Annotated in this window: 18 protein-coding genes and 6 pseudogenes; 6 read left to right on the forward strand and 18 right to left on the reverse strand. The window is 47.5% G+C overall.

All coding sequences use genetic code 11. From position 1 onward, the window contains the following. The first annotated feature begins 58 nt into the window (after positions 1-58). Positions 59-658 (forward strand): rhomboid family intramembrane serine protease, encoded by a 600-nt coding sequence (locus D368_RS00670; protein ID WP_003156193.1) that lies wholly within the window; start codon positions 59-61, stop codon positions 656-658. Here the strand turns inward: D368_RS00670 and D368_RS00675 are convergent. From D368_RS00675 to D368_RS00695, 5 genes and pseudogenes are all read right to left on the reverse strand, one after another. Next, positions 655-2,120: pseudogene (locus D368_RS00675) on the reverse strand (PH domain-containing protein). The gene D368_RS00670 and the pseudogene D368_RS00675 overlap by 4 nt on opposite strands. Beyond that, positions 2,110-2,589, reverse strand: a complete 480-nt coding sequence (locus D368_RS00680) for a PH domain-containing protein (RefSeq protein WP_007410226.1) — start codon at positions 2,587-2,589, stop codon at positions 2,110-2,112. Before D368_RS00680 ends, D368_RS00675 begins: the two are co-directional and overlap by 11 nt. A gap of 128 nt (positions 2,590-2,717) precedes the next feature. After that, positions 2,718-4,188 (reverse strand): annotated as a pseudogene (gene cshA / locus D368_RS00685) (degradosome RNA helicase CshA); the annotation flags it as partial. Positions 4,189-4,518: 330 nt separating this feature from the next. Continuing rightward, complete coding sequence (locus tag D368_RS00690) at positions 4,519-5,889, reverse strand: UDP-N-acetylmuramoyl-tripeptide--D-alanyl-D-alanine ligase (protein ID WP_071392106.1); 1,371 nt, start codon at positions 5,887-5,889, stop codon at positions 4,519-4,521. Between the two features lie 76 nt (positions 5,890-5,965). Beyond that, on the reverse strand, positions 5,966-7,051 hold the full coding sequence (locus tag D368_RS00695) for a D-alanine--D-alanine ligase (RefSeq protein ID WP_128574473.1): 1,086 nt from the start codon (positions 7,049-7,051) through the stop codon (positions 5,966-5,968). A gap of 153 nt (positions 7,052-7,204) precedes the next feature. On the opposite strand from D368_RS00695, the gene D368_RS00700 reads away from it, so the two are divergent. Further along, entirely contained in the window at positions 7,205-7,522 is a 318-nt protein-coding gene (locus D368_RS00700) for a thioredoxin family protein (protein ID WP_003156200.1), read from the forward strand. On the opposite strand, the gene D368_RS00705 is transcribed toward D368_RS00700, so the two are convergent. Beyond that, on the reverse strand, positions 7,519-8,412 hold the full coding sequence (locus D368_RS00705; protein WP_071392107.1) for a cation diffusion facilitator family transporter: 894 nt from the start codon (positions 8,410-8,412) through the stop codon (positions 7,519-7,521). The genes D368_RS00700 and D368_RS00705 overlap by 4 nt on opposite strands. Positions 8,413-8,624: 212 nt before the next feature. On the opposite strand from D368_RS00705, the gene D368_RS00710 reads away from it, so the two are divergent. Both D368_RS00710 and fbpB read left to right on the forward strand, forming a co-directional pair. Beyond that, on the forward strand, positions 8,625-8,804 hold the full coding sequence (locus D368_RS00710) for a Fur-regulated basic protein FbpA (protein ID WP_003156203.1): 180 nt from the start codon (positions 8,625-8,627) through the stop codon (positions 8,802-8,804). Next, positions 8,791-8,937 (forward strand): Fur-regulated basic protein FbpB, encoded by a 147-nt coding sequence (gene fbpB, locus D368_RS00715; protein ID WP_071392108.1) that lies wholly within the window; start codon positions 8,791-8,793, stop codon positions 8,935-8,937. Before D368_RS00710 ends, fbpB begins: the two co-directional genes overlap by 14 nt. 25 nt (positions 8,938-8,962) lie before the next feature. Here fbpB and D368_RS00720 read toward each other — a convergent pair. From D368_RS00720 to dctS, 9 genes and pseudogenes are all read right to left on the reverse strand, one after another. Further along, a pseudogene (locus tag D368_RS00720) lies at positions 8,963-10,107 on the reverse strand (acyl-CoA dehydrogenase family protein). 115 nt (positions 10,108-10,222) lie between these two features. After that, positions 10,223-10,558, reverse strand: coding sequence for a hypothetical protein (locus D368_RS00725; RefSeq protein ID WP_003156210.1), 336 nt, complete (start codon positions 10,556-10,558; stop codon positions 10,223-10,225). A 94-nt stretch (positions 10,559-10,652) separates the two neighbouring features. Further along, on the reverse strand, positions 10,653-11,393 hold the full coding sequence (locus tag D368_RS00730) for an ABC transporter permease (protein ID WP_088005483.1): 741 nt from the start codon (positions 11,391-11,393) through the stop codon (positions 10,653-10,655). 19 nt (positions 11,394-11,412) lie between these two features. Further along, entirely contained in the window at positions 11,413-11,928 is a 516-nt protein-coding gene (locus D368_RS19765) for an AAA family ATPase (RefSeq protein WP_486129184.1), read from the reverse strand. After that, positions 11,914-12,263 (reverse strand): annotated as a pseudogene (locus D368_RS19770) (ATP-binding cassette domain-containing protein); the annotation flags it as partial. The gene D368_RS19765 and the pseudogene D368_RS19770, both read right to left, overlap by 15 nt. A 175-nt stretch (positions 12,264-12,438) precedes the next feature. Beyond that, positions 12,439-13,487, reverse strand: a pseudogene (locus D368_RS00740) (AI-2E family transporter). 185 nt (positions 13,488-13,672) lie between these two features. Continuing rightward, a complete protein-coding gene (dctP, locus tag D368_RS00745; protein ID WP_058906576.1) occupies positions 13,673-14,929 on the reverse strand; it encodes a C4-dicarboxylate transporter DctP in 1,257 nt (418 codons plus the stop codon). A gap of 108 nt (positions 14,930-15,037) precedes the next feature. Then, positions 15,038-15,709, reverse strand: a complete 672-nt coding sequence (gene dctR, locus D368_RS00750; RefSeq protein ID WP_106067987.1) for a two-component system response regulator DctR — start codon at positions 15,707-15,709, stop codon at positions 15,038-15,040. After that, positions 15,684-17,305, reverse strand: a pseudogene (gene dctS / locus D368_RS00755) (two-component system sensor histidine kinase DctS). The gene dctR and the pseudogene dctS overlap by 26 nt, the downstream one beginning before the upstream one ends. Positions 17,306-17,385: 80 nt before the next feature. Between dctS and D368_RS00760 the strand changes: the two are divergent. Next, positions 17,386-18,438: a TRAP transporter substrate-binding protein gene (locus D368_RS00760; RefSeq protein ID WP_077721830.1), complete on the forward strand. Its 1,053-nt coding sequence runs from the start codon at positions 17,386-17,388 to the stop codon at positions 18,436-18,438. 84 nt (positions 18,439-18,522) lie between these two features. Further along, positions 18,523-19,344, forward strand: coding sequence for a manganese catalase (locus D368_RS00765; RefSeq protein ID WP_003156225.1), 822 nt, complete (start codon positions 18,523-18,525; stop codon positions 19,342-19,344). 23 nt (positions 19,345-19,367) lie between these two features. On the opposite strand, the gene D368_RS00770 is transcribed toward D368_RS00765, so the two are convergent. The 3 genes from D368_RS00770 to D368_RS00780 all read right to left on the reverse strand — a co-directional run. Continuing rightward, complete coding sequence (locus D368_RS00770) at positions 19,368-19,727, reverse strand: YdbC family protein (RefSeq protein ID WP_077721829.1); 360 nt, start codon at positions 19,725-19,727, stop codon at positions 19,368-19,370. Next, positions 19,721-20,062, reverse strand: a complete 342-nt coding sequence (locus D368_RS00775; RefSeq protein ID WP_014304387.1) for a cupin domain-containing protein — start codon at positions 20,060-20,062, stop codon at positions 19,721-19,723. The genes D368_RS00770 and D368_RS00775 overlap by 7 nt, the downstream gene beginning before the upstream one ends. A 134-nt stretch (positions 20,063-20,196) precedes the next feature. Continuing rightward, positions 20,197-20,322 (reverse strand): KGG domain-containing protein (locus tag D368_RS00780; RefSeq protein WP_303621160.1); only part of this gene is annotated, 126 nt, incomplete at its 5' end.

Raw genomic sequence — 20,322 nt, forward strand, 5'->3', positions numbered from 1 at the left:
GTTTATGTCATAAACGTGTTACTATATATGTAACAAATCAGATGCAAAGGGGCTTGCGATGTTTATACGTACGGAAAATTTCCAGACTTTTATCAGACGTTATCCGGCCGTCAGCTGTATCTTGGCGCTGCAGGCGTTCTTGTGGCTGTTTTTCAGTATGCCGCTTCATTCCGTCATGATGTGGTCAGATGCAGTGACCGGCTATAATTACGGCGTTTCCTCGGGAGAATGGTGGCGGCTGGTGACACCGATGTTTTTACATGCGAATTTCACTCACCTTTTGTTTAACTCCATGTCTCTCTTTTTATTCGCGCCCCCGCTGGAGCAGATGCTCGGAAAAGTCCGTTTTTTGATTGTGTACATCGCATCGGGCATTATCGGCAATATCGGCACGTATCTTGCCGAACCGCTTGATTATGTGCATGTCGGCGCATCCGGCGCGATCTTCGGACTTTTCGGCGTGTATGTGTTTTTGACTGTTTTCCGCAAGGAGCTGATCGGCCGGGATCAGTCGAAAATGATTATGACCCTGCTTATCATCGCGGTGCTGTCGACGTTTATCAACTCTAATATTAACATTATGGCGCATTTGTTCGGACTGGCAGGCGGATTTTTGCTTTCCTTTTTATGCGTGCAGCAAAAAAAGCGGCGGTATTAACCGTCCGCTTTTTCATATGAATACCAGCGCCCGATGCGTTCGGCATCTTCCTCGCTGACATCCTTCAGCATGACATGCTCCATGTGGTGAGCTGATTTCACTGCGGTAGCCACAGATGCGAGCCGCCTTCTTTTTTGCAGAAAGGAGCGGCTGACTTCAAACATCTGCATTCTTCTTCTCAGCATAATCGTGGTCGTCTTCCCGACCAGCCTCGTGGTAATCTGAAGCCTGCCGCCGTTTATGCACCATGACGCTGTCCTAAACGAGGCATATCCAAGCACCAGTTCGACGGGAAGCACAAGGAGCGATGCATATCCCCACGGCTTAAACAGAATACAAAGCGGGATGATCACGAAAACCGAGAAGATTATGGATCGGAATAAATACCGGCGCAGCGCCCTTTTCGGCAAATGATTCCGGTTTTCTTCCAGCACGTAATCCGGTGTGAAACCGTTCAGCATCACTCCGAGCTTTGATTTGCGGATGATCGGAAACAGAATCGTCTGTGCTCCTTCTTTCTCATTCCCCGCACTGCCTGCGCTGACAATCGCCACCGTCGCGTATCCGAATAATTGCCTGATCACATTTTCTTTCATTTTAATGGCTTGGATTTTACGGAGCGGGATTGTCACTTGATGTTTTTCAATAATTCCTCTCGTAATGACCAATTCGTGTTCCTTTTTTCTATTTTAAAGTTGGCATGCTTGATCATCATACCGGCGATGCTTAACAGCCAGGCGATGAACAATCCTATGAAAATGATCACGGCGTATATACCGATGCTCGCATGCTTGAGAAAAGAAAACCTGTCATAGAGCCAGTCCATCGGAAGTACTTCATCAATCTGAGAAAAGAGGGCGAATACCGCTGAGATGATGACACCGATTCCCCCGGATGTTGAGGCGGCCATAAGCAGCTCACCTACAGACAATCGGTAAACGGATTGCACATCTTCCCCGCGCATCGGCTCCTGCTCCGCTGCGGTCTCCCCTCGTTCTTCTTGTTCCGCTTTTTGCTGAAAAACAGCCGCTCTGATCCGTTCCGCCTCTTCCACAGTAATGGCGGATAAGACGGCCTCGGCGTTTTTCCCGTCGCCGGCCGTTTCGATTTGAAGCTTAACAAGCTTAAAAAGCTGCTGAATGATGCCGGCACTCGTATTCATTGATTGAATCCGGTCAATGGAGATGTATCTCTTTTTCGTAAAAAACAAGCCTTCTTCAATTCTGAATTCTCCGTCCTCAATCCGGTATGTGAATTTTCTCCATTCGATCACACTAGCCGTAATCAGCCAGATAAGCAGGACGGCGAGCGCAATGCCTCCGTAAAAGCGGATGAAGTGGTTGGAATTAACAATATAGACGAGAAAAAATGGCAGAATAATGTTTTTAATGGTTTCGATAATAATATGGAATAAGTTCAAAATCACGGCCGCCGGGTGCAGACGTTTCGGCTCAGACATCATCTTCCGTCACCCTTGCCAGACGGGAAATGGAATCCCTCAGCCGGTCAGCTTCCTCCATATCAAGCGCCGGAATGGAATGAACGGTTGCCGCCGTGGAGATTTTGACTGAGGCCAGACGGTACCTTCTGAGGAGCGGGCCTTGTGAAGTATCTACGTGCTGCACCCTCACCATCGGCACAATGACCCGTTTGACAATAAAAATGCCGGATTGAATATCAATTTCATTTTCATGGACTTCATAGCGCCAGATCCTGTGCCTGATTTTCGGTATGGCATAGACGGATATCACTGAACCGAATATCCAAATGATGCCGAGGACTCCGGTGATCCAATACGGCCAATGGAAGAAATGGCTTAAAACAGCTGCTGCTATAACGGCCAGAAGACAGAAGGCGGACAGGATGATTTCCTGAAGACGCCAGACTTTTAAGCCGCTTGGACTGATTCGATTTTTTGGCTGTGCTCTCAACATACCTACCTCCCATTTTTTATCATACATACAAATACGGCTGATTTGCAAAAAAGATTCACTTTCCGGCATATCAAAAAAAAGCGGACCCCCGTAAAAGGGTCCGCTTCCTGTGTTTTAGTATGATTTTTCTGGCGTCTGTCACCTGAAGAACGGCGGTCGCTTGAGCGTTTTTATCGTAGGAAGAACGGTTGTTGTTTTCCCTTTGCCGCCGCGGTAGCCGCCGCCTTGACCGTCTCTGCGCTTAGAAGTACGCTGGTTTTTATAGCGTTTGCTGACCATCGGCGCTTCATCAGTGAGGCGTACAGGCGTGCTGTCCGGCTCTTTTGTCGCCATTTTAATGGCTGCAGCCACAACTGTCACTGCATCATGATCTTCTAACAATTCCGCAGCTGCCGTCATGTAGAAGTTCAGGTTGTTTTCGCTGATCGCCGTGCGCAGACGGTCAACCGTCACCTGCTGCTGTCCTTCTAATGCTTCGTCAAGCGTCGGCTCTTTCATGCGGTCCATTTTGCGTTTTGTCGTTTGTTCAATCGCGCGAAGCATGCTTTTCTCACGCGGTGTGATAAACGTCATCGCCATACCCGTTTTTCCTGCACGGCCCGTTCTTCCGATACGGTGAACGTAGCTTTCAGGATCTTGAGGCACGTCAAAGTTGTAAACGTGGGTAACGCCTGAGATATCAAGTCCGCGGGCGGCAACGTCAGTCGCTACAAGCACTTCGATCGCACCTTCTTTAAATTTACGAAGCGCAACCATACGTTTCGCCTGCGTTAAGTCGCCGTGAATTCCTTCAGCTGCATATCCGCGAAGGTTCAGGGCTTCAGCAAGCTCATCGACACGGCGTTTCGTACGTCCGAATACGATCGCAAGTTCCGGAGACTGAATGTCAAGAAGACGAGTCAGCGTATCGAATTTTTTGCGCTCCTGCACTTCCAAGTAGAACTGCTGAATGTTGGACACAGTCATTTCTTTCGCTTTTACTTTTACGTGTTCCGGCTCAGTCATGAAACGCTCTGCGATCCGTTTGATCGGCGCAGGCATTGTTGCTGAGAATAAGAGCGTTTGGTGGTCGCTCGGCACGTTTGAGAGAATGGATTCAATATCATCAATGAATCCCATGTTCAGCATTTCATCAGCCTCATCCATGACAACCGTATTCACGTTGTTTAAACGGATCGTGCGGCGGTTGATATGGTCAAGAAGACGCCCCGGCGTACCTACGATGATATGCGGGTTTTTCTTCAATGCGCGGATCTGACGTCCGATATCCTGGCCGCCGTAAATAGGCAGTACTTTCGCACGCTTATCTTGTCCGATTTTATATAACTCTTCAGATACTTGAATGGCTAATTCACGGGTTGGCGCGATTACGATTGCTTGAATATTAGGAGACTCGGGGTTCATTTTTTCAACAAGGGGTATACCGAACGCAGCTGTTTTACCTGTACCTGTTTGCGCTTGTCCGATGACATCTTTATTTAAAAGTCCGAGCGGAATCGTTTGTGCCTGGATCGGTGTTGCTTCTTCAAATCCCATACGATTGATTGATTTCATGAGATCAGAACTTAATTGGAAATCTTGAAACGTTATAGTCAAATTATTCAAACTCCTTCTGATTGCTGTTTCAGTAATGTCGTGATTTACCACTAAAAACTGCCCTTTCATCCAAAGGACAGGATCATACGTATACAAAGCCCGAATTACTTTACGTTTAATCTTACCATTACACTATGTGTTTTTCAATAAGGCGAGATGGTCAGGCGGCCGGAAGCGGCCTGACCGGATTCTTCCCGCGAACGAGGCCGGACCCCGCGCCGGACGGGATTTCCCAGCCGGCGGCCTTTCTTTTTCATACGGACAGAATTATTTCACCCTGAATTAGTTTCTTCATTTTTGTATATTTTTATGATGCTGATCGGTATTTTTTCAGTTCTTCTCTAATAAATCTTTAACGATTTCTTCGAGCTTCATACCTCTCGATGCTTTAAACAGAAGAAGATCCCCGGAAGCGGTCTTTTCCTGTATGGCGCAAAGCAGTTCTTTTTTGTCAAGATAATGGCTGACGCGCCCTTCTTCAAAATGCCGGCGCGCTCCGTCAGCGATGAATGCGCCGAGTGTGCCGTAAGTAAATACATGGTCGATTTCCGCCGGATTGATCGCAGCTCCGCATTCTTCGTGGAATGCTTTTTCTTCATCACCGAGTTCAAGCATATCACCGAGCACGAGCATTTTCTTCCGATAGCCTTTCATCGTTTCGATTAATTCGACCGCCGCTTTCATTGACGTCGGGCTCGCATTATACGCGTCGTTTACGATCGAGATGCCGTTGTCCGTTTTGACCAGTTCCAATCTCATCCCCGTCACTTTCAGGCGGCTCAGTCCCAGAGCGGCATTTTCCGGCGTAATGCCGAAATAGATGCCGGCGGCGTATGCAGCCATGGCATTCATCACATTATGTCTGCCGAGAACGGGAATAAAGAAAGAACGGTCGATCCCGTCGATATTGAAGTACGTGCCTTCTTCCGCCTGTTTTATTTCTTTCAGGCGGAGATCATTGTCAGCGCCTGCGCCGTATGTCGTTGTCCGGCAAGTGTACGCCTTTTCGCGGAGCAGCGGCTCATCCCCGAAATAAAACAGAACGCCGTCTTCCCGAAGTCCATTTATAATTTCAAGTTTCGCCTCCGCAATTCCTTCTCTTGAGCCTAAATCCTGCATGTGGGATTCGCCTATATTGGTAATGACGGCAGCTTCCGGTTCAGCAAGACGGCTCAGGAAATCAATTTCGCCTCTCGCGCTCATTCCCATTTCTAAAACGGCGATTTCTGTATCTTCAGGCATGGCAAGCACGGTCAGCGGCAGGCCGATATGGTTGTTGAAATTGCCGGCGGTTTTGTGAACGCGGTACTGAGTGCCGAGAACGGCGTGAAGCATGTCTTTCGTTGTCGTTTTTCCGTTGCTCCCGGTCACCCCGATAACCCGTGTGCCGAGTTCTTTCAAATAAGCTTTTGCCAATGTCTGCAGCGCCTCCAGCGTGTCATCGACAAGGATGACCGCACGCTCTTCCGGCGGATTCGGTTCAGAGCGGTCCCACAACACCGCGGAAACGCCTTTTTCGAATGCTTGCGGCACAAAAGTGTGGCCGTTAAAATGCTCGCCTTTTAAAGGAATGAACAGCTGATTTTTTTCCAAAGTCCGCGTATCGGTTGCGGCGCCCTCAATCATGGTTTGTTCAAATACAGGATTTGTCAGTGTGCCTTTGACCATGTCGGCGATTCGTTTTACAGTTCGCTTTATCAAAGGTGGCACCTCGCTTTCTGAAAATGTTGTCTGTTACGGGAAAAGACACTGCCCCTTCAGGCAGTGTCCGTCTTCATTAAAATGTATGTTTAATCAGCTGTTTTTCGGCATGGCGTTCTTTTGCCAGCTCAACCAGCTGTTCGATCAGATCACTGTAATCTACGCCTGCTTCTTTCCAAAGCAGCGGGAACATGCTGAATGGCGTAAAGCCCGGCATTGTGTTCACTTCGTTAATGAGCACTTGACCGTCATTGGTCAGGAAGAAATCGGCGCGGACAAGGCCTGATCCATCAATCGCTTTGAAGGCTTTAATCGCCATCTCGCTGATTACCGCATATTGTTCATTCGTCACTTGCGCGGGAATCATTAAATCCGTGTCGCCGTCTTCATATTTCGCTTTGTAATCGTAAAAGTCGGTTTTCGGTGCGATTTCACCGACGGCGGAACATTTCGGTTCGTCATTTCCGAGCACGCCGATTTCGATTTCTCTGCCGGCGATTCCTTCTTCCACCACAATTTTCCGGTCATACTCAAAAGCCAGTTCGAAGGCTTTTTCAAGCTCTTCACAGTTTCGGCATTTGCTGATTCCGACGCTTGACCCGAGGTTCGCCGGTTTGACGAAGCACGGATATCCCAGCTCCTCTTCAACCTGCTGTAAGCAGCTGTCCGGCGTCTGTTTCCAGTCCTTTTTTAAAAAAGCGGCGTACTTCGCCTGCGGAAGCCCCGCTTGAGCAAACAAATGCTTCATGATGACTTTATCCATGCCGGCTGATGATGCAAGCACGCCGTTGCCGACATAAGGAACGTTCAGCAATTCCAGCAGACCCTGAATCGTGCCGTCTTCACCGTTCGGTCCGTGGAGAAGCGGAAATACGACATCGATCGGCGCCTTTTCGTCAGGCGACGCTTCAGGAAACATTTCCCGGTTCAATGCTGATAGAGCGAAACTTTCACCGTTTTGTTCCAGCTGAAGCATTTTCACGTTGGAAACCGGCTCAGTCAGCAGCGGGCCTCTTTGCCATTCTCCTTTTTCAGTGATGTAAATCGGATGTATATCAAACTTCTCAGTATTAAGCGCTTTTGTTACAGCTAATGCTGTCTGCAGCGATACATTGTGTTCGGCTGACTTTCCGCCGTACACCAATCCTAGACTTGTTTTCAATGGATATTCCCCCCACAACAATTCATCTTTACTATCTTATCACTTTCCTCAGAAAATGATCTAATTATTTTTGGGCATTCTGAATATGAAAGCATTTGTATGTAATTCCTTTTTATTTTATATTAAAATGGCATGGAAAAGGAGATGTGTCATATGAAAAAAATCAGTACAACAGAACAATTTAATGAACTTATTCAATCCGACAAGGAAATCATCGTGAAATTTTTCGCTGACTGGTGCCCTGACTGCACGCGCATGAATATGTTCATCGGCGATATTTTGGAAGAATATAATCAAAATGATTGGTATGAGCTGAACAGAGACGAGCTCCCTGAGCTTGCCGACAAATATCAGGTAATGGGCATACCGAGCCTTCTGATCTTTAAAAACGGCGAAAAGAAAGCGCATCTTCACAGCGCAAACGCGAAAACGCCCGAAGAAGTCACAGAGTTTTTATCACAGCATATTTAATTCGTTTCACGATCTTTGTTTATGACTTCAGGCTCTACATGAACATGGACATGAGTCACATCATGTTCATGTTTTATTGCATATTCGACTTCATCGGCTACTTCATGGCCTTCTTTCACAGACAGTCCCGGATCTACCGTAATGACCATTTCCACATGAACCGTGCTCCCCAAATACCTTGCTTTCACATCCTTCAGCCTGCTGACCTCTTTTATTTCTTTCACTGTGTGTTTATACGGCTCCAAATCTTTCAGATCAAACCCGTCCGTTAATGAGTGGGAAGCATCTTTGAAGATGTCCCATGCCGTCTTACAGATGATAATTCCGATCAGAAAAGCAATGACCGGATCAATCCACGGCAGATGAAGCCGGGCCGTTAAGACGCCTATAAACGCCCCAATACTGACATAGGCGTCAGAACGGCTGTCTTTCGCCGCCGCATGAAGCGCAGAACTTTTAATCCGATCCGCAAGACGGCTGTTATATACATACATGCCGTACATGACAATCGCGCTTCCGAGCGCCGTCCATGCCGCAATGAAGCTCGGCTCGGCCTCCGTTCCGCTGACAATCGCCTTTGCTCCTCCGATCAGCACTTCAATACCGACCGCCATCATAATAAAAGACGCAATTAATGAAGAAATTGTTTCAGCCCGATAATGTCCGTAGGCATGATCACTGTCCGCGGGGCGCTGGGAAATCCGGAGCCCGATCAGCACAGCCAGTGATGCGACAATATCCGTAGCATTATTTAACCCGTCCGCTCTGAGCGCTTCGGAATGATAAATAAGACCGATCACCAGTTTGACGGCGGCAAGGATGAGGTACGCGGCGATATTAAGAATCGCGCCTTTTTCGCCCCGTTTTAAGTTTGCCGTTTGATCATTCATGTAAGGACTCCTCCATTCTCATTCATAGTATGGATGGAAAAGCGGAAAAATAGCAGCTTTGATCTGACCAAATGCAATATTCGACAGCATTATTCCCCGGGAAACTTTTGTCGAAAAATTGGCGGTATTTTTCCTTTACATATGAATATGTCCATTGTATACTTTCATTAACTGATAATGATTATCAATATCATTTGATTAGGAGGGTAATCATGAGGTCTTCTCCTCAGCTCAGATCATCCGTTGAAGGACGAAAAAAACATCTGATCCATTTGCTGATCAATAACGGAATATACAAAAAGTCGGAACGGCATTTATATGAATTATCGCTTGGAGAATTAGAAAGCGAATACAAATATGTAAGGAAGGTGCGGGCTCATGGCGAAACGTAAAATAAAAACATACGAACAGCTGATAAAAGAAAACAAGGCGGCCATTATGAAAAATCAAAAGCTGATGAATGTAATCTATGACAGAATTGACCGCAAGCATCAAAAACTGCTCCGGCACAACAGCCATACATAAAAAGAGCCTTTTTCAGGCTCTTTTTTTATTGCTCAAAGGCTTCTGCCGCTAATTTGCCGATGACCGCATCGTCCATCGGCGGATTGTGAAGGCCGGCCCGGGCATCCCGATAATACCGCTGAAGCGGATTATTTCGCTCCAGGCTTTTTGCGCCGGTGATTCTCATTGCTTTGTCAACAACAGAAAGGACGGCATTTGTCACAATATGTTTTGCCGCGCCGAGCTCGCTTTTGATGAAAGGGCGGCGTTTCGGGTCATCATACATTTGCGCCGCCGTAAAGAGAAACTGTCTCGCTTTTAACAATTCAAGCTCCATTTCCCCGACACGCTGCTGAACGGCCGGCACGTCTTTAATCGGTCCGTTCAGGCTGTTCGGCGAATATTCGGATGCAAACCGGACGGCATAGTCCCTTGCCGCTTGAGCGATGCCCAGATAAGCAGCGGGAATGTGAAGCAGCCAGCCATTCACTTTCGCCGCTCTCGGCCCGCTGATAAGCTCCACAAGCCGCTCGTCACTGACCGTGACATGATCTAAAAGGAGATCATGGCTTCCGGTCGCCTTCATGGCAATCATATCCCATGTTTCTTCGACTGAAACGCCTGCCTGATCTTTATGAATGAGAAAAACACCGGTCGTTTGTTTTCTTCAATCCATGCCGTCACAAGCATATAATCCAAAGTCAGCGAAAGGGTTGTAAAGGTTTTTCGGCCGTTCAGCACCCATTTTCCCTCTTTTTTGACAGCGGAGGTGCCGGGTCTTCCTCCCCTCGTCGGACTGCCGGTCTGCCGTTCCGTCGCTGCCCTGTTCAGGACGGCTCCCTTTTTCACCTCTTCTGTGATAAATGAAAAGACATCTTCATCCCAGCTGTTTCCTTCTCCGAGCTCACCCATGACGGATAAATGCCAGCCGATTCCGAGAGCAACGGCCGCGTCTCCCTGCGCCAGCCGTTCCTGAAGCAGCACCATATCATAAACGGAAATGCCTGCACCTCCGAATGCCTCAGGTACCGTTAACGCCGTATATCCCGCGTCGCGCAGTCTTTGAATTTTCTCCGTGGGAAAACGGCCCGCCTCGTCATCAAGCGCGGCTGTTTTTTGAAATTCGTCTGCAAGCAGGCCGATTTTTTCCATCCATTCCCGCTGCCGTTCATTCTGTATCCATAAAGACACTGGAATCCCCCCATTATAATTCCGATAAAGTTAATAAGTATTATAGAGATTCAAGTCTCGTTTCGCAACTGTGAGGCTGTACAAAAAAAACACGCTATTCCATGGAATAGCGCGTTCAGACTGCTTCCGGGCCGCGGTCCTGCTTGAGCCCGAGATAAATCAGCATATATGTGAGATAACCCATCGTCATCACAAGCCCGCCAAAGAAAAAGCTTGAAAAAATCGGCTCTTCAAACGCGGTAACCGCCGCAAGCACGATCCAGCTTGCATACAGGTAGATGATGAAATAACGGAATCCCGTCTTCATTTTATATAAGAGAAACAGCCCCACTGTAGAAAACAAACCCAGCGCAAGCCTGAAATAAACTAGATGTTCGAATTGAAACATGAATGACACAAAGGAAAAACCAAGCAATAACACAATCGGTAATGCGGTAATAAAATTTCTCAAGTGAGCACCTCCGTCATTACCTTTATTATAAATCAAAATAGCATAAATTATTGATTTATCGTGATCTTTTTCACAAAAATGTCATTCCTTTACTTTATACCCGAACATCGCGTTTGCAAAAGCTCCACCAAGCGACGGCTAAAAAGAATACGATATGGATAATGATAATGCCTGCGGAAAATAATGGCGTCATTCCCGCAAACAGCGGCTTCGCCCCGCTCATATATTGCGTCAGGTCAGTATTTGCGAACAGCAGAAAACTTCCCCATTTGTTTTGGAAGAGCGACATAATCGTCACGAGTGATTTTGCGCCGTACAGCACGATAAATGACAAAATGACGGCCGTTGCGCTGTTTCGGAATACAGAAGAACACAACAAGCCAAAGCATGCCATCGCAAACGCCTCGACCCAGTTCGTGCCGATTACTTTCAGGGTGTTCACAAGAAGCGTCCCTGATTCAGATGTCACCGACACTCCGAAGAAAGCCATGCCGAACAGCAGAGACAGAATATAGTACGCCGCGTACAGGTACAAGCTGACCAAAAATACGGTAATGAGTTTAGATACAAAAATCCGCTCCCGCTTTACCGGGCGGATTAACAAAAATTTGATCGTTTTCTTATCAAATTCAGCGGAAATGATCGTCGCCGCGATCACGATTGTTAATGCCTCAAGCAGAATATTCAGCCCGGGGGCGTACGCCATATAGCCGATGAAATTCTCATCCGTTCCGGAACTGATGACAAGCCGTTTAATGACAAGCGCCATAATAAATTGGAGAACGGCCATCAGAATCAGCGCCACTAATGAGACTTTTCGGTTAAAGAGCTTCATATGCTCATTCGCTGTCAATTTAAACATTCGTCTCCCCCTCCTCTTGAAGCGCCGTCGTCACTTTCATGAATTCATCCTCCAGCGATTCCGCATACGGCATGATGGAATACACGAGAAAGTCTTGTCCGACGAGCGCACGGTTTAATGCCGGGATGTCCTTCTTCGCTACGGTGACGGTAATGCTCCCGCCGTTTTTCTTCGGAACGAATTGCTGCTGGGACAGCCATTCGAATGCTGCGTCAGCCGGCTGAATGTCGAGGATGGCTTTTTCTTCTTTTTCCGCAGCGCCGCGCAGAACAACCTCTGTTTTGATCTCACCTTTTTGAATGATGATGACACGGTCGCAAAGGTCCTCCACTTCACGCAATAAATGCGTCGCAAAAAGGATGCTCGTCCCTTCAAGCTCCGCGAGTTCCTTTAAGTGATCGCGGAAATCCTTCATTCCGCCGGGATCAAGCCCGTTTGTCGGTTCATCTAAAATGAGCAGATTCGGACGGTGAAGAATGGCCTGTGCAATCCCGAGACGCTGACGCATGCCAAGGGAATACGTTTTAACTTTGTCATGAACGGCATTTGTGAGCCCGACCCGCTCGATGACTTCCTGAAGCCTGTCCTCTTTGATGTTTTTGTGCATGTTGGCAAAGTGCTTCAGATTTTCCCACCCCGTCAGGTACGGGTAGAATTCAGGATTTTCCACGATCGCTCCGACGGATTCAAGCGCTTTTTCGAAATCAGCATCGTGCTGAAAGCCGTTAATTGTAATCGTGCCGCTGTTTTCTTTAAAAGGCCGACGATGATTCGGATAAGTGTGGTTTTTCCCGACCCGTTCGGACCGAGCAAACCGATGATCTCGCCCTGCCTGACATCCATGCTGATGTTTTTAAAATGTGCTTTTTGCCTATTGTTTTGTCAAGGCCTTCAATATGTAAAATCGGCTCAGTCATACAGCCTTCCTCCTTTTTCACAAAAAATAAACAGTGCCCGTACATAGGCACTGTCTGCATTATAACATTAGTCATATATTCGTGAAGAGCCGGAGCCGACGTTATGTCTTATCAGGAGCCGGTCCGTTTTTTTCCTTGTCCTCATTATTGACGACATCCAGAATATCAAGCAGGAACACAAAAATCGGAATTCCGATAATCAAGCCCCAAATGCCGAAGAAATGTTCTGAGAAAATCAGAACCGTAAAGGTAAAAAAGATCGGCAGTTCCGTTTTCGCTGACATCAGTTTCGGATTAAGGAAGTACGTCTCAATCGCATGGATGACGAAAATGACCAGCACGATGTAGATGACATACGCTGCGCCGCCCGTCGTATACGCGATGATGCTGAGCGGAATGAGCGAAATCACCACACCCGCAACGGGAATAAGCCCGAGGAAAAAGACCATGATGGACAGGCCGAACAGCTGCGGAAAATGCAGAATGGCCAATGCGATCAAGGTGAGGATACAGTTCACCAGCGCGATAATAAATTGGGCTTCAAGCACTTTGCCGAATGTTCTCGCAAATTTGCTGCCGAAATAAGCAAGTTCGTAGTAAAAACAGACAGCTTGCTGTGCTGAAATTTTTTCATAAACTCCGTGAGCCGCTTTTTCTCGAACAGGAAAAACATGCTGAGAATCAGTGACATCACGACCTGCAAACCGAAAGTGCTGATATCGGCCAAGTATGTATACAGTACATTAAAACCTTCTTTTACATAGGAACCGATATTGATATCGCCGAACACGCTCGATATCTCATCATAAAACGGAATGACATCGGGATGATACGCGATGTGCTTGATCTGCTTAATCAGCTGTTCAATCTGCTTGGCAACAATCGGGTAAAAGACAAAGCCTCCGACAGTCGCCCCGACAGCCAGCGCAATATATAAAATGGTGATGACCACCCTCTGGCTGATCCGGAAAAAATGGTTCAACACATGCCGGATGACAGTCTCCAGCCGATCCATCAGAAAAGTAAAAATAAACGTAAGCAAAATCAAATTAATCATACTTCGGAATACAACTAACACCCCAGTCAAAACAAGAAAAACGGAAAAACGTCTGACACCCGGATGCTGAAAAAATTTAAAAATAGCCGCCATTTATACACTCCTGCTAGGACAAAAAGCCCTTAGATTTCATCTTTCACTCTCTAATTGTAAATTATATAACAAAATGACGCTAAGGTCTTTGTCCACCTCCTAATAAATTTAAACAAATTTATCTTTTTTACTCATGGCAGCCGAAAAAAAGAACGGCATGCCGGATGCATGCCGTTCCTTTCCTTTTATACCGCCGTTTTCATTTCTTTTACGGCCTGTGTGCTTTTCGCTTCGTCAAACTCATTTTCGCTCTTGGCTACGATGATGGTGGCGATTCCGTTTCCGATCAGGTTGACGATCGCCCTTCCTTCACTCATAAAGCGGTCAACGCCGAGGAGCAGCGCCAGTCCCTCCAGCGGAATAACCTGAAGCGCCGATAAAGTGGAGGCGAGCACGATAAATCCGCTTCCGGTTACGCCCGCCGCGCCTTTTGATGTCAGCATCAGCACGAGAATGATCGTAACCTGCTGGCCGATGGTAAGGTCAACGCCGAATACCTGCGCCAGAAAAACCGTCGCCATGGACAGATAAATCGAGGTGCCGTCCAGGTTAAAAGAATATCCCGTCGGAATGACAAGGCCGACAACCGATTTGGAACAGCCGTAACGCTCCATTTTATCCATCATCCGCGGAAGGACGGACTCAGAAGAACTTGTGCCGAGAACGATGAGCAGTTCATCTTTAATAAAACGGAGATAGTTCCACAAGCTGAAACCGAATAGTTTGCAAATGATATTCAAAGCGACAAATACAAACAGGAACATCGTAACGTATACAGACAGCATCAGACTCGCCAGCGGCTTGATGGAATCAAGGCCGAAGTGACCGATCGTATAGGCCATGGCCCCGAATGCGCCGATCGGCGCCGCGCGCATGATGTAGCCGATGATTTTGAAAAAAACGTGCGACAGTTTATCGAAGAAATCAATAATGCTTTTGCCTCTTTCACCGAGCGCCGCCAGGCCGACACCGAATAAAACAGAAAAGAATAAGACCTGAAGAATGTCGCCTTTTGCGAAAGCGTCAACCATATTTGACGGAACGATGTGAGTGATAAATTCAATCCAGTCAATCCCCTGTCCCCCGTTTTGGGTGTACTGAGAGACATCCCCTTTTTCAAGCTTGCTGTAATCAAGGCCCTCACCGGGTTTCATGATATTGACGACCAGAAGTCCGATAATAAGGGCAATGGTGGTCACGACTTCAAAATAAATAAATGCTTTTCCCCCGACTTTGCCGACTTTTTTCATGTCTCCCATCTTGGCGATGCCAAGCACGATCGTCAGGAATATGATCGGTGCGATAATCATTTTTACCGCATTGATAAATGTATCGCCGAGCGGCTTCATCTGCTTCCCGGCATCAGGCCATACGAGTCCGACAATGACGCCGATAATAACCGCCGTGATGACCTGCACCGTAAGATTTTTGAAAATTTTCATCCCTACTCCCCCTTGCCTCTCGCTGCGTCTATACAAAAATGATAGCGTTTTCATATAAGGAGGGGAAGCTTATGATCATAACGGACATTTTGGTCTTTTTGGTCTCGGCTAGCGGACGAATTTGTAGCGGTTAACCGGCCGTCCCACTCCCCCGTATTGAATGTCGAGCTTAATCTGGCCGTCCTTCTCAAGAAAATCAAGATAACGCCGCGCCGTCACCCTTGCGATTCCGAGCGCTTTGGCGGCTTCTTCAGCTGAAAGCGGCTCCGTCTGCTGTTTTATATAGGTCAAAATTTCATTCATCGTAAAATGATTTAACCCCTTCGGCAGATCCCGGGACGGATTTTGCGGAATTTTAAGCAGCATGTCAAGCTGCTCTTGCGACATGGTGTCATGCTCTTCAATTTTCCGTTTATATTGTTTATAGTTTTCGAGCGCCTGCCTCATCCGCTCCAGCTTAAACGGCTTCAAAATATAGTCGGCCGCACCGTTTTGCAGCATAAGCTGGATTGTTTCTTTGTCTTTTGCGGCCGAGACGATGATGACGTCCACTTCGAGCTTTTGTTTTCTGATTTCCTGGAGTGTTTTAATTCCGTCTTTTTTCGGCATGTATACGTCTAATACCACGAGCCCGGGCCGCAGATCTTTTATAAGCCTGATTCCCTCGTCTCCGTCAGCGGCCGTGGCGATGACGCTGAACCCCGAAACACCGGTGATAAATTCTTTATTCACCTCCTGCACCATCGGATCATCTTCAATAAGCAGCACCTTGATGTCCATCGAATGATTCCTCCCCCTTCATCGGAAATAATATAGAAAATGCCGTTCCCTGTCCCTGCCGTGTGTCGACTTCAATCACGCCCATCCCTTTGTCGACGATTTGTTTGACGAGGTACAAGCCGTATCCCGTTCCTCCCGTTTTATTGACGGTAAACCCTTTTTCATAAAGGCGCGGGATGTGCTGATCGGAAATCCCGCTTCCGTTGTCTTCTATTAATATAGCAAGCACTTCATCATTTTGCTCGATACTGATGTCAATATGTTTGTCCTCCGTGTCCGCTGTTTCGAATGCGCCGAACGCATTTTCAATTAAATTGCCGAGCAGGACGACGATGTCATGCTGGTCGACATGCTCCGGAAATGCCGAGAAACTGCTGTTTTCATCAATTTTCACAGAAATGCCAAGCTCTTTTCCTCTTTTGATTTTGCTTAACAGCAGCCCCGCCGCAGCGTCATTCTGAATGGCCTGATGAAGAAAATCAGTGACGCTTTCTTGTTCTGATGATTCCTTAAAAGCAAGCTGGAGCGCTTTTTCTGATTTTCCGAGCTGAATCAGCCCCGCGATGGTGTGAAGCTTGTTCATATGTTCATGATTTTGGACTCTGAGCGCATCGACAAAATTTTTCACACCTGTCAGTTCTTCCGCCATTTTCGCCGCTTCCGTCCTGTCCTGAAAAATGGCGACGGCTCCGATGACCTTCTTTTTCATGACGATCGGAATTCTGCTGCTCATGATCACCTTTCCGCTGACTTGGATTTCTTCATTATATACGGCTCGGTTCCGCTCGACGATTTCTGGGAGCCGCGAATCTTTTAACACGTCCCAGATCAGCCTGCCGTCGGTCTCTTGTCTGACATTGAATATCTGCTTCGCTTTTTCATTAAAAATGGTGATGTGATGCTGATTATCGATCGCAATGACGCCCTCATTCATTGAATGAAACGTTGCGGTCCGTTCCTCATACATTCTCACGATCTCATGGGGCTCCAGCCAAAACATTTGTTTTTGATGTGGCGGGCCAGCAAAAAGGAGCCGGCCAGTCCGAACCCGAGCGCCAGCAGAACGATAAACAGTATTTCATGTTTCAGCTGAAGAAGAATTTCACCGAATCCGGGCAGCGTTTTACCGGCCAGAACGACACCGATCTGATTCAAATCCCGGTCTTTGATGGGATAAAAAGCGCGGACGGCGGTGCCGATCTCTCCCTTTGCTTCGGAAAAATAAATGTGCTCGGCGAACGCCGCGGCTTCGTCCTCACCCCTTGAACGCTTTCCGATCATTGTGCTGACGGGATGTGAATAGCGGATATGATCCATATCCATGACGACGATGTAGTCCGCTTCATTGATGATCCTTATTTCTTCGACCGCATGGCGCACGTCTTCCCTTTGTTTTTTCTGCTCCAGGGCGCGTTTGACATCGGTCATCTCAGATACCGTCCGCGCGGTATTCATCAGCCGTTTTTTCAGCTCGCGCTCCTCTGTATGCTGGATATTGCCGATCAGCACGATGCCGACGATCAAAAAGGTAAAAAGCACGACGATATACGAAAGTATGGTGATTTTCCAGCGGATGGTAAGCTTTTTTTTCGTCATTGGCCTCTTCCTTTCCGTCTCTTTACGAAAACGGCCCGCCCGATTATGCTTGTTATAGAAAATGGCGGAGGGGGTTTTCGATGAAAAGCTTGCTGACTTGTCTCAGCCTGATGGTACTCGGTATCGGAACCGCTTTATTCATCGGCTTTCATGATCGTTTCTCAACGGAAGAACCGTATTATGATGACGAACAGGAAGGCCTGAAAGATCAAATGGTTTTCAAATTCAGCCATGTCGTGGCTGAAAACACGCCTAAAGGGCGGGCGGCGAATAAATTTGCCGACCTGGTCTATCAAAAGTCCGGCGGTACCATTAAAGTAGAGGTATTTCCCAACGGGAGCCTCTATTCAGATAATGAAGAAATAAACGCCCTCCAAAACGGGGACGTGCAATTCATCGCCCCCTCCACCTCAAAGCTCGGATCACTGTCTCCCGAATGGGGTGTTTTGGATCTGCCGTACGCGTTTACAAACTATAAAGCCGTGCAAGAAGGCCTCAGCGGCAAAATCGGCACACGCCTGTTCGCTTCATTAGAAAAGCATCATTTGAAAGGACTGGCGTACTGGACGAACGGGTTTAAGCAGCTCACGTCAAATAAAGGACCGATCTTCACTCCGGACGACTTGAAAGGACAGGCGCTCAGGATCATGCCGAGCAGCGTGATCGAAGACCAGTACCGCCTGCTCGGCGCGCACCCGCGGCAGGATTCCTTTAATTCCACGTTTCAGCTCTTGGAAAGCAATCTCGTAGACGGAGAGGAAAATACGATTTCAAATATCTATTCTAAAAAATTTTATAATGTTCAAGATTATTTGACAATCAGCAATCACGGGTACCTCGGTTATGCCGTGATGACCGACGAACATTTCTGGAATTCGCAGACAGAAAAAACGAGAACCATCTTAACGGAGGCGATGAGAGAAACGACGGAATGGAACGAAGCCTCCGCTGAGAAAATGAATAAAGACCAGCTTGAAGAGATAAAGAAGAATTCATCCATTCATATTCATGTGCTGAGCAAAGCGGAAAAGAACACATGGATGAAACGCCTCGACCCGATTTACGGACAATATGAACAGGTGATCGGCCGCGGGCTTGTGCAGGATTTGTTATCCTTGCGCCGCGAGCCTTAGCAGGACCAATACGCCCATCTCCGTTTCATCCCTTTTCCCGCCGGGGAAGTAAATAGGGACAGAGCAAAAAAAGGAGATGGAGACATGTTTACACATACGAAAAAACTGCAGCACCCGGCAAAACCGGATCGTCCTGACCCGCTGTTCGCAAAAAAGATGCAGGAAATTTTAGGGGGACAATACGGGGAAATATCCGTCGCCATGCAATATTTGTTCCAAGGATGGAATACACGGGGCAATGAAAAATATAAGGATCTTCTGATGGATACCGCGACGGAAGAAATCGGCCATGTCGAAATGATCGCGACGATGATTGCGAGACTGTTAGAAGACGCCCCGCTGGCAGAGCAGGAAAAAGCGGCTGATGATCCGGTCATCGGGTCCATTTTAGGCGGGATGAATCCGCATCATGCCATTGTCTCAGGACTCGGCGCAATGCCGGAGAGCAGCACGGGCGTTCCGTGGAGCGCAGGCTATATCGTCGCAAGCGGAAACCTTCTGGCAGACTTCCGCGCCAATCTGAACGCCGAATCACAAGGAAGGCTTCAAGTCGCACGCCTGTATGAAATGACCGATGATAAAGGCGTGAAAGATATGCTCAGCTTTTTATTGGCCCGCGATACCATGCATCAAAACCAATGGCTTGCGGCCATTAAAGAATTAGAAGAACAGGAAGGTCCGATCGTTCCTTCCACATTCCCGAAGGCGCTGGAAAAACAGTCATTCTCCCATAAGCTTATTCATTTCTCAGATGGAGCAGAAAGCGCTGAACAAAATTGGCTGAAGGAAACAGCGCCGGACGGAGAACCATTTGAATACGAAAAGGAACCGAAAGCGCACGGCGAAATAGCTAAGCTGGACCCCGTCCCGCCGTATGTCCACAACACGCTTCCCGGACGAAAATAAAAAAGCCTCTAAAGGGGCTTTTTTTATGTGCGCACAACTGTCCAGTCCGGTTCGTATCGGATGTCCGGGTGATGTAACAGCTCGTGAATGACAGGTTCATCCCCCTCGTACAGCATCACTTCTATTGAAAGAATCGCAGCCTTCTGCTCGTTTTCTTCGTATATGCGGTCATGTTCGTTCTCCATAAAATCATCATAGGCCTGTCTGTTCTCCCAAACGCTGATGATCTCTGCGATGAACAGGCCGTCTGCGTTTTTCCGCCAGCCGCCGGCCTGTTTGACGAAGCCATTTACACATGATAATGCTCCCCACCTTGACTGTGCTTGCCCAAATGCTTCAGCGTTTGCAGCGTCTGTTTCACATACAATCTTTTTGATCAGCATGACCGTTCCTCTGTGATGACTGTTTTCGCATGCGTATGCTCGACACAGAGATTCACGGTTCTGACGTAAGAGCGGGTGCGGTGAATCGTGCCTTTCGGGATGAGCAGGCTGTCATTTGCTTTGAGCACTGCGGTTTCTTTGTCCTTAAAATCGATCAGCAGCTCACCTTCCAGAACGATGAACCATTCATCTGAGTCAGGGTGATGGTGCCAGTCATATTCTCCCGTAAACACTGCGAGGCGCACACAGTGGTCATTGATCTCCGCGATTGAAAAATTGTCGTGTTTTTCTTTGACTTTATTGGCGATAGCGAGCAAATTCAGCATGTCAGACACGAGTGAAAAACCCCTTTTTCATTTTATTGTATCGTAACGGCGGCTCAGATCAAGATTTCCCCAAAATAAAAAGCGATCCAGCTGATGTGCCGGATCGCTTTTGATCTGCAGGTTGTCTGCCTTTTATGCTTTTATTAGCTGCTTCGTCTGTTTCCGCCTTTTTGGCCGATTTCCTTATAAAAATCTTTGTCATGATTTTTGCTTGTAGCTTCTCCGCCTTTTTGGCCGATTTCCTGATAGAATTCCTTGTCATGGTTATT

The sequence above is a fragment of the Paenibacillus lentimorbus NRRL B-30488 genome, assembly GCF_000411595.1.
Taxonomy (GTDB): Bacteria; Bacillota; Bacilli; order Bacillales; family Bacillaceae; genus Bacillus; species Bacillus velezensis.